At 60.9% G+C, this 6000-nt stretch carries 3 protein-coding genes; all 3 read right to left on the bottom strand.

Annotation, left to right across the window (positions count from 1 at the left end; all coding sequences use genetic code 11):
• Positions 1-30 precede the first annotated feature (30 nt).
• Complete coding sequence (locus tag DVJ77_RS18110) at positions 31-1218, bottom strand: class I SAM-dependent rRNA methyltransferase (protein ID WP_114846928.1); 1188 nt, start codon at positions 1216-1218, stop codon at positions 31-33.
• A gap of 162 nt (positions 1219-1380) precedes the next feature.
• Entirely contained in the window at positions 1381-4443 is a 3063-nt protein-coding gene (locus DVJ77_RS18105) for a TonB-dependent receptor (protein WP_162791558.1), read from the bottom strand.
• A 531-nt stretch (positions 4444-4974) separates the two neighbouring features.
• On the bottom strand, positions 4975-5898 hold the full coding sequence (grxD, locus tag DVJ77_RS18100) for a Grx4 family monothiol glutaredoxin (RefSeq protein ID WP_114846926.1): 924 nt from the start codon (positions 5896-5898) through the stop codon (positions 4975-4977).
• Positions 5899-6000 lie beyond the last annotated feature (102 nt).

Raw genomic sequence — 6000 nt, 5'->3', positions numbered from 1 at the left:
TCCCCGTTCCCCGTTCCCCGTTCCCCGTTCTTATAGCACCCGGCAGAACACTGCCTTCAAATAGCGTCCTTCCTGCACATCGCTGCGGAAGGGGTGATCGGCGCCGGCGCCGGCCATGTGCAGTACCTGGATTTCGCGGCCGGCGTTGAGGGCGACGCGGCGTAGCATTTCCAGAAAGTCAGCTTCGCTGACCAGGCCGGTGCAGGAGCAGGTCAGCAGGAGCCCGCCTGGCGGGATGACGTCGAGCGCAAGGCGGTTCATCGCGAAATACTTTTTTAGCGCGTCGATGACTTTGCTGCGGTCGCGGGTGAGCTTGGCCGGGTCGAGTACGACGGCATCGTATTGCTCGCCGCGTGCTGCTGCTTGGCGCAGCCAGTCGAAGATGTCGGCTTGCTCGAAACCTACGGTGACGTCGTTGGCGGCGGCATTGGCGCGTGCGATGTCCAGGATGCCGGCATCCATATCCACGCCGGTCGCTTCAAGCGCGCCGCCGGCCATGGCGTGCACGGCGAAACCGCCGGCGTTGCAGCACAGGTCGAGTACGCGGCGGCCTTTGGCCAGTCGCGCGAAGTGGTGGCGATTGTCGCGCTGGTCGGCGAAAAAACCGGTTTTGTGGCCAGAACCCGGTGCGGCATGAAAGCGCAGGCCGTGCTCATGCACTTCGACGGCATCGGGTACATCGCCGCTGCGGCAGTCGAACGATTCCTGTCGTTGCACGTGGGATTCGGCGAACCAGTACAGCCGTGCGCCGGGGAAGTGCCGTAACAGCGCGGCATGGATGGTTTCGCGCAGGCGCCACATGCCGGCGGCAAAGTATTCGATGACCAGGATGTCGGCGTAACGATCGACGATCAGGCCGGACAAGTCGTCGCCCTCGCTATGCACGACACGCCAGGCATCGCTCATCTTGTCGAGCTGCAGCCATTCGCGCCGCAGCGCCACGGCGCGGTCGATGCGGGCGCCGATCCAGTCGGCGTCGATGGCCTCGTCGGGGTTGTTGGTAAGCATGCGCAGGGCAATGCGCGCATGGCCGTTCCAGAAGCCGCGGCCGACGAAACGGTCTTTCGCATCCATGACATCGACGACGCTGCCGGGCGGCAGGCGCATCTCGGGTTTGTAGACCTGCGCCGACCATACCCAGGGGTGGCCTGGTGGTCGGTCGGATTTCAGGCGGATGACGGGAAGGGCGGCGGGAGCGGCATCAATAGGTGTATTCATCGGCACATGATAGCGGTTGACGCACGCGGGCCGATTTATCCCGTTTAGACGGGCCCTAAGAAAAAGGCCGCCGATGCTCGGCGGCCAAAAGCTGGGGAGATCCTTTAGAGATCTTGTATCGTGCGGTCCGCCCTTCCCGGGCGGCCGCACTGTCAGTTTTGCTTAGAGGCTGAAGTCGTAACGTGCGCCGAGGCGGACGTAGCGTGGATCCTGGAACGAGCGCGGACGGAAGCAGTTGATGCTCTTCACGCCGGAGGCGTTTTCGCAGGATTCAAACACCTGGGTCACGCGTTGCTTGCCGAGCAGGTTGAACACGTCCGCCGACAAGGTCAGCTTGTGATCCAGGAACGCCGGCTGCCAGGCTGCACTCACATTGAAGGTGTAGGTCCACGGATTACGACCACCCGAACCGCGCGGCGACGGCTGACCATTGCACCAGAAGTAGGCGGCACCGTAGCCCATGGGATCGCCTGGGGTACGCGCACCGATGCAGCTAATCGGCGTGCCCGAAGCGATGCGGGTCACTGTCGACAAGCGCCACTCAGGTGTTGGCTGGTAGGTGCCGAGAATGCGCAATTGATGGGTCTGGTCGTTCGCCAGCGGGCCGTTGGTATTCTCCATGACTTCGGGGAAGTCCCAGCTCTCGGTGGTCGATACGTCAGCCTGCACGATATCGGAATCCAGTTGGCCTTCCGAGTTGCCGTAGCTGCGCGAGAAGGTGTACTCGATCTTGCCGTACCACTTGTCGCTGAACTGGTGCTCGGCGTACAGATCCATCATGTAATACGCGCGTTTGGGCTTCTTCTCGCCGATTTCCGACGCGTTCAGCGGGATCGAGAGGTACTGGCCCGGCGTCGGTGAAACGACAAAGGTGTTGGCACGCCCCGGATTAAACAGCCAGCAGCCGGTACTGGCGTTAACGCCGGCCAGCACTTGATCGTGCAGACCGTGCGAATCGCCCCAGGCTTGCAGCGGGCGCGAATCGCAGGTGTCGTCGATCAGGCTGCGCAATTTGCGGTACATGAGCTTGGCGCCGACGACCCAGTTGTTTGGCAACTGTTTGTCGAAACCGAGGATGTACTCGTCCTGGTAGTACGAGTGCAGATCTTTTACCGATACGGTCTTGCCGTCTGGCGGCGTGCCGTTTGCACCGTTGTTGAAGAAGGTGCCCGCGCTCGGTGCGGTGGTGTTGAGGCCGGTCGGGACGCCGCTGACCGGGTCGATACCGGTAAAGCTGTAGTAGTTGGACGGGAAGGTGGACGCGCCGGCACCGCGAATCGCGACGCTGGTCGGTAGGCCCAGGTGATAGCGGCCGGCATTGGCGTATATCTTCAGGCTGCTATCGCCATACACGTCCCAGCTTGCGCCGAGGCGTGGATCGAGCTGATGGCGAGCCTTGGCATACGGAACACCGACACCGTTGTAGTTGGTGAACTGCTCATTACGCAGGCCGATATAGGCGTGCCAGCGGTCGGAGACCTGCCAGTTGTCCTCGACGAATTGCGAGCGCAAGGCCGTGCGTGCCGAAGCACCCGTGGTCAGGCCGGTGGAATTGACGTAGTAGCCGTTGGGGAACTGCGCCGGGTTGAACAGCGAAGGACTCAGGCCCAACTGGATCAAACGTTGCTGGATGGCCGAGCCGTTACCCAGATCCTCATACCGCCAGTTGGTGCCGGCCACCGGGCCGTTGCCCCAGGTGGCGCGCAGGATGTAGTTATCCATGCCGGCGCGAAGATCGTGGCTGCCCAGGCGATATTCCAGATTCAAGTTCCAGCCCGTGGTGCTGTCCTTGGAGCCTGGCGCCAGTTGGGTGGTGCCGCCGAACAAGCAGCTCGGTGCCGGGTTGGTACCGGCTATTGCGCGGTCGTCGGTGATCGCCGGGCAAGGCGCGCCGCCGAGGCCGGTGACCGTCTGCACGTGATCGGCACTGCTCTTGCCATACATGGCATTGACGGTGAAATCGTCGGTGATATAGCCGGTGTAGCGAGCGGTATAGACCTTGCCGCCCGGTGTGCCGTTGGTCTGCGTACCGTTGTAATTCTTGGTGTACTGGTGGCCCAGATAGCTGCCGGTTTGCCCCGTGGTGTAGCTGTATTTGTAGATCTGCGCATCGGTGGATTCAGTGTCACCCATGCCGGTGAATTCGATGATGTGGCTGTCGGTGATGTTCCAGTCGAACTTGGTCAGCCAACGGGTGGTCTTGTTGTTGTCGTTGTTTACCGTGGGGCCAGGGCCCTGCGCGGAATGGAATACACCGGTCTGCTTGATCCAGTCGGCCGCGCCGAAGAAGAACAATTTGTCCTTAATCAGGGGGCCGCCGATCGAGCCGGAGTACTGCAGATTGTCCGGGTCGCGGTCGCTGAAGGGGTTGCCGGTCTGGAACAGCGAGCCGTTCTTGCGGTGGATGTCGCGTGGTTGCTGTGCCAACGAGCTTGGCGACCACAGAACCTGCACATCGCCTTTCCAATCATTGGTGCCGCGCTTGGTCACCACGTTGATGACGCCGCCGGTGGAGCGGCCGTACTCGGCGCCGTAGCCGCCGATCAGCACTTGCTCCTGGTCGATCGCATCGTACGGTAGCTGCCTTGAGCTCACGCCGGTCAATGGGTTGGTGACCGCGAATCCGTTGATGTAATAAGCGTTTTCTGAAGCCGATGAGCCGCCGAACGACAACGCGTTGCCGTAGCCGCGAGCGGCCGGAACGGTGCCGGGAGCGAGCAGGGCGACCGAGCTGATCGAGGTGCGCGCGATGGGCAGTTGGGACAACTGATTGGCGTTGATGACCGTGCGCGAGTCGACTGAGGACACGTCGATGGCCGGCAGCGCATTACCTACGACTTGCACGGCGCTCAGGGTTTTAGCGCCCGCCTGAGTGGCTGCGCTGGTCACGAACGATACGTCCGTGCCCTGGCTGATCTGGGTTTGTACGTTGTCGCGGGTGCCGACTACCGCGCCATCTTTGAGCAGGCTGACTTTATAGGTGCCGATCGGTAGCGATGCCGCGCGATAGCGGCCGCTGGAATCGACCGTAAGGTCGCGCTTGAGGCCGGTACCGATGCTTTCGACACGAACCGTCTCCCCCGGTTCGGCCTGGCCGAAAATCACGCCAGTGGCGTTGCTTTGCGCCAAAGCGGAGCCGGAGCCATAGCCCAGGCTCAGCGCAAGTGTTACGGCAAAGGCTATGGCGCGATGTTTTGGCACCGCCATATGGTTTTGAAGCTTCATTAACTCACCCTCCATAATAAGCGTTGGGCACAGATAGGCCGCGCTTCCCCGAGAAACAGCTGATAAAGGCAGGTTTTTCTATTTACAGACCGAATGGGTCCACATCGCCCGGCAAGGCCATGGCAATGGGTCAATTGGCTGATTTAGGTGTTGCTCCCCTGTGCGCGATTACTTGTCAATAGGACGCAAGTAACCGGGCACGAGATGACGTTACGCCCTTGACAAACGTTATGCAACGGTTATCAGGTCGTTTATTTTTCGCACGAAAATGCGCCCAGTGATGGGTCGCCATGGCGAAATGCCGGCTTTAATTTGCGATTAATGCCGAATTTTGTGAGGCAGCAAGCGCTTATGTGTAATTAATTGCGATTAATGCGCATGTTTAATGGTTACTGCTGAAATTAAATTGTTAAATCGAAATATAATGCGCCAGATATAGGAAAAACTCCTATGGGGTGTTCCGAGTGGCTTTTTTCGCCCAAAAAAACGCCCGCACAAGGCGGGCGTTTTTGCTCAGCCAATCATGCCGGCTTAGTAGCGCGGCACCGACGAGTCGATCTCGCGCGCCCATGCATCCATGCCGCCTTCCACGTTATGCACCTTGCTGAAGCCGTGCGCGGCGAAGCGTTCGGCAACGCCCTGGCTGGAGATGCCGTGGTGGCAGATAAAGGCGATGGGGGTGTCCTTGGGCAGGGCGGCGAGCGCGTCGTAGCCTTCAACTTCCAGAACGCGCGCTTGAGCCAATGGAGCGGCCTGGGTGAGGCCCGAGGCCGGGCGAACATCGATCAGGGTAATCGTGCCGGCGGCAAGGCGGGCCTTTAGCTCGTGCACGGTCAGCGAGGTGATCTCCTGCGCGCCGGGAAACTTCAGGCTCAAGCCCTCGCCCTGCACGGTGGAAACCCAATCGATCACGATGCCCTTGGCGCGCTGTGCGCTACCTGGGTCAAAGTGCACTTCGATGCCATTGGAGGTGACCACGATGTCGTGATCGCCGGCCGGGGCCAACTGAAAGCCGGCGCTGTGATCCGGGCCGATCTCCAAATGCAGCACCACGCCTTGCGCGTTGGCGATGCCTTGGCCGATGACTTCAGCGGCTTTGTCGGTAATGGTGATCTGCGGGGGCGTGCGGTCCGGTGCCGCCGCGCCAAAGAGCTGGTGCAACTCGCCGCTGGTGTACATCTGACGAATGATGTCCGAGCCGCCGACCAGTTCGCCTTCCACATACAACTGCGGAATCGTCGGCCAGTCGCCATAGGCCTTGATACCCTCGCGGATCTCCGGGTCATCAAGCACGTTGACGGTGTGGTATTCGGGCAGCAATTCATTGAGCGTATTGGTGGCGGCGGCAGAGAAACCGCACATCGGCTGCTGCCGATTACCCTTCATGAACAGCACCACGCGGTGCTCCTTGAGCAGGGTTTCAATACGTTCGCGAGTGGTGGCGTCGAGGGACATGGGAGGGGTTCCGGCAAAGGGAGTCAATGATACGCCGATATGCCGGCATAGCCCCCAGGCTTCAAGGGTATCGACTGTCGCATGCCCGCCGGATGGGTTAGC

The organism is Dyella tabacisoli (assembly GCF_003350925.1).
Lineage (GTDB): Bacteria > Pseudomonadota > Gammaproteobacteria > Xanthomonadales > Rhodanobacteraceae > Dyella_C > Dyella_C tabacisoli.
This window is presented reverse-complemented; position numbering and strand designations above follow the sequence as displayed.